Here is a 3939-nt window from a genome sequence, read left to right as displayed (position 1 = left end):
CCGATGCAAGCAAATTCAGCACTCGGCTAGGGGGGATGCAACCCGATCGGCTTCGTGCGCGCATTCTTCTGTGGGCCGAAGAGGAAATCGAGTTTAACAACCTCTCGATCGCGCTCTGTCAGTGGCACCAGTAATAATGACCGTATCTCTTTGACTTCCTACGGCCAAATGCCCAATATTCGTGGGCAAATGGCGCGTGCGGAAAAAACTTCAGATCGCGTGAAACCACGCCGGGCTTCAGTTAAGCCGGCTGAGCCGGGCGCGCCGGCTGTTGGTCGGAAGGAGATATCGCCGGAGGTCGCAAAAGGCTCGGTGCGGATTTACGGGCGCTATAGAGGCAGCCAGGCGACGAAGACAGAAGCTGAGCGGAATCTTTCGTTCATTATTTTTTATACCTGCGATTCCGTCGACACCGAGTTGGTACGGCTGCACGCCATTCGGCGGGGCTTGCCGGTGTCGTTTGTGGACGAGATCGTCCAGTCCGGTGCGATAACGCTGGGCGAAGTTAATGAGCTCATTCTACCGAAGAGAACACTGAGCCGCCGACGCCAGGCCGGCACTCTGACGCCCGACCAGTCTGACAAGCTGGCGCGTGTCGCCAGGGTGGTCGCCAAGGCCGAGAAGACCTTCGGCAACAAGGAAAAGGCTCGCCGCTGGCTCCGCCGCCCGACTGCACCGTTGAACAACGAGGAGCCGCTGAAGCTGCTCGATACCGAGGCGGGCGCCAGGATGGTCGAGGATCTCCTGGTCAGGATTGACCACGGCATAGCGGCGTAACGCCATGCTGGTTTGGCCGTTGTGCCGTCGTCCCCATGCTGATCTGTCTGGTGAAGACGGCTGTCTGGTCTCTGCTTGCCGCCGTTTTGGATGTGCCCACCTCCATGTGCCAGATCCTCGCCCCGACAGAGATGCGTATATCGCCGCGACTGCCCTGGCACATAGCATGACCGTCGTTATGCGGAACTTGGCCGATTTCGCTCCAACCGACGTTCCGCTACTGAACCGTGGAATAGTATTCCTCAATAATCTTACGCTTCGTAAATCGAGGAAAACCCGCCGCCGCATTTATTATACGCCGATACGGTTTGGAGTTGGAATCCGTCTCGGTTTGTATGCTCTATCTGATTGTTGGCTTTCCAACGAACTGGTCACGCCGTGCCGGAAGATTTCGTCGGGTGCGGCAGCTGCATCCAGGTGAGAATGCGCGGTATTAGCTGGGCGCCGCTGGCGGTAAGCACCTTCTCCACAGCATCCAGCCTTAACATAGCCAGGGCGAGCTTTCCGGCGGTGGAGCGGATTTCGCCCGCCTCATGGCCATCGGCCATCACAGGCGTACCGGGGGCCGCGCCGGGGGTGTTGAGCTCAACCGGCACCAGCCGGCGCTTCACCAGCCCGCGATATTTCGTCCGCGCCGTGATGTGTCCTTGCCCATATACCAGCCCTTGTTCCAGTCGACGCCGCGCAGCTCGTCGAACCCGGCCTCCAGCAGCAGGGTTTTCTCCGGCTCCAGGTCGGGCGCGCCATCGGTAGGCCAAGCGCAATGCGATGCTCCGCGTAATCTGTGGTGCTGGCGTTAGTGGCGAGCGTCACCTCGCTCAAAATCAGAAACCCCTTGCCGATTTACACTTACCGCCACATGCTGCGCATCCGCGCGGTGACATCAACCCGTGGGCCTTGGCTGGCCGTGCGTGCCGCCGCGGTGGCGGCAATTGGCCAGGTCGTGCACTGGAACAGGTTCAGAATTTCGTTCGGGATGAACCGTGTTCGCGCCGCGTAGACATGGCGGTCACCCATCGTATTCTGGCCGTAGGTGTAAAAGCATTGTGGCACCATCAGGTGCAGATCGTCCTTGGCCCGGGTCATGGCCACATAGAGCAAGCGGCGTTCTTCCTCGATCTCGTGCGCCTGGCCAGTGCCGAGATCGGAGGGCATGCAGCCATCGACCACGTTCAGGACAAAGACGGATTTCCACTCCTGGCCCTTGGCGGAATGAATGGTCGAGAGATTCAGATAATCCTCGTCGAGCAGCGGCACGCCGGCCTGGTCGCTGGTTGCATCCAGCGGGTCGAGGGTCATCTCGGTCAGGAAACGCTCGCGCGAGGGGTAACCGCTGGCGATCTGCTCCAGCTGCAGCAGGTCGGCCCGCCGCGTGATGGCGTCCTCGTGGTTGCGGTCGAGATGCGGCTCATACCAGAGTCGCGCCAGCCCCAGTTCGGCGGGCCAGCCGGCGCGGCCGAATTTGATCGCGTGGACCGCCTCGACAAAATTCGGCCAGTCCTCGCTGGCGCGGGGCGGGGCTGGGGAATCACGCAAAGCGGCGATGGGATCTGATGCCGCCAGTATGTGGCCGAGGATGCGTGCGGCTGAGGCCGGGCCTTATGGCCACCTGATGCTGCATATGCTCGGTGCTTCTGGTTCTGCCCCCTGGCTCATAACAGCCCGCGCAAGCGAAACCAGGTGACCGACGCGATCGCGCACGCGAGCGGCAGAAAAATGCCGAGTGCAAGGAAGATGACCAACCCGTTGATGTTGTTTGCCATCCAGCTGAAATTCATTCCAAAAAAGCCTGTCAAAAAGGTAATCGGCAGGAAAATGATCGATACCACCGTTAGCCGGCTGATCTGTTCGCCCTGCCACTGCGCCAGTGCGGCCTTGTAATCCTGCACCACAACTGATCCCCAATCGACGCGTTCCGACAGCCGGCTCGCCAAGTCTTCCACCCTCTCGGCATACTGATCCAACTCATCGACACCGTGCTCGCTGATACCTGGCATCGTAGCGACACCGACCGTCGCCGCGCGGACTGCGGCGGCGTGGCGCTCAAGCTTCAGCCATCGTGCTCGCAGCATTTCCAGTCTACGACTGATGTCGGAGAACCTGAGCGATCCCGGCCGCTCCCTCACCTGCACGCTCAGCGTATAAATCGTTTCGTCAATGGTACTAAGCAACGAATAATGCGTGCCAAGCAGCAACTGCAGCATGATCGCTGTCGCGTGATAAGGGCTTTCCTGCATACCCGCGACACGATCCGCGAATTCGCGGCGCGCTTCGTCCAGAACATGTGCGTCACCGTTCCAGATCGTGAATATGTAGGTGGAGGACGAGCGGAAATGTACCTCGACAAAATCATGCTGCGGGTCGGCCACCCAAGTGACACCACGGATGCCGTGGCGCGTGAGCGTGATGCGCCCAGCCTGGCCGAATCTAAGCGCCCTGGCGATGTCGGCGTCCTCCACGCCCAATGCCACGAGGTACTCCTTCGCGACGGAGGGCTCCACGCTGCAGATGTCGAGCCAGAACGGCTTGCCGGCGGAAATCCGCTTGGCCAAATCCGCGACAGAAGCAGGCTGCTGCACGCCTGCGCTGTCGATAATGCTGATCACACCTGGAACCGGTGCATCAGGGGTTGTGCCGCTCATCAGAGAATTCCTTCAGTTGCAAGAGGCGCTTACCATTCAGGTTGGCGCTCGAGATCGAAGCCGCAAGCCTTGCCCATGGCCATGAGATCCTTCGGCAGCCCGGGCCGGTTCCGACCATTCTTCTCTCAGATAGGCCCCCTTCGCCAGCCTGCCGCTTCTTGGGATTGAGTTTGGAGAGGTACGCCGCCGCGGCCGTCACCGAAGGAGCTTTCCAAAAAATCAGGGGTGGTCAGGTTCCGATTCTCTTGTTTTGTTCGCAAGAGGTTTTTCCCTGTTTTTCATCCAGGCTGCCAGTTGGGATGCCCGGCCAGGCCGATTCTGCGCTTGACTCTTTCCGTGCGCAGGAGAACAAAAAAGGAACAGACCAACCCGATTTTGAGGATACCATTGCCGTGGGATCACCTCCCGCCATTGCCGTTTTGCGCGAAAAAATCCGGCGAATTGAAGCCGGTAACCGCCATGCGGCGGCGGTGCTGCCGTTCGATCTGCCGGCGATTGACGCGCGCCTGCCGGGCGGCGG

The 3939-nt window shown here is 60.2% G+C and carries 4 protein-coding genes and 1 pseudogene; 2 read left to right on the top strand and 3 right to left on the bottom strand.

Going from position 1 to position 3939, the window contains the following annotated elements; all coding sequences use genetic code 11:
- Positions 1-150 precede the first annotated feature (150 nt).
- The gene (gene parS, locus ACLPJJ_RS02240; RefSeq protein WP_443589135.1) at positions 151-777 is read left to right on the top strand and encodes a type II RES/Xre toxin-antitoxin system antitoxin; all 627 of its coding nucleotides are present in this window, start codon (positions 151-153) and stop codon (positions 775-777) included.
- Positions 778-1148: 371 nt separating this feature from the next.
- On the opposite strand, the gene ACLPJJ_RS02235 is transcribed toward parS, so the two are convergent.
- The 3 genes from ACLPJJ_RS02235 to ACLPJJ_RS02225 form a co-directional block, all read right to left on the bottom strand.
- Positions 1149-1388, bottom strand: a complete 240-nt coding sequence (locus tag ACLPJJ_RS02235; RefSeq protein ID WP_443589134.1) for a hypothetical protein — start codon at positions 1386-1388, stop codon at positions 1149-1151.
- A 238-nt stretch (positions 1389-1626) separates the two neighbouring features.
- Positions 1627-2313 (bottom strand): 3'-5' exonuclease, encoded by a 687-nt coding sequence (locus ACLPJJ_RS02230; protein ID WP_443589133.1) that lies wholly within the window; start codon positions 2311-2313, stop codon positions 1627-1629.
- 116 nt (positions 2314-2429) lie between these two features.
- Complete coding sequence (locus tag ACLPJJ_RS02225) at positions 2430-3419, bottom strand: CorA family divalent cation transporter (protein ID WP_443589132.1); 990 nt, start codon at positions 3417-3419, stop codon at positions 2430-2432.
- A 41-nt stretch (positions 3420-3460) separates the two neighbouring features.
- On the opposite strand from ACLPJJ_RS02225, the pseudogene ACLPJJ_RS02220 reads away from it, so the two are divergent.
- Positions 3461-3939: pseudogene (locus ACLPJJ_RS02220) on the top strand (hypothetical protein); the annotation flags it as partial.

It is taken from the genome of Acidocella sp. (genome assembly GCF_052326845.1).
GTDB lineage: Bacteria > Pseudomonadota > Alphaproteobacteria > Acetobacterales > Acetobacteraceae > Acidocella.
The sequence above is the reverse complement of the archived record's forward strand: the minus strand, read 5'-3'. Positions and strand labels throughout refer to the sequence as shown.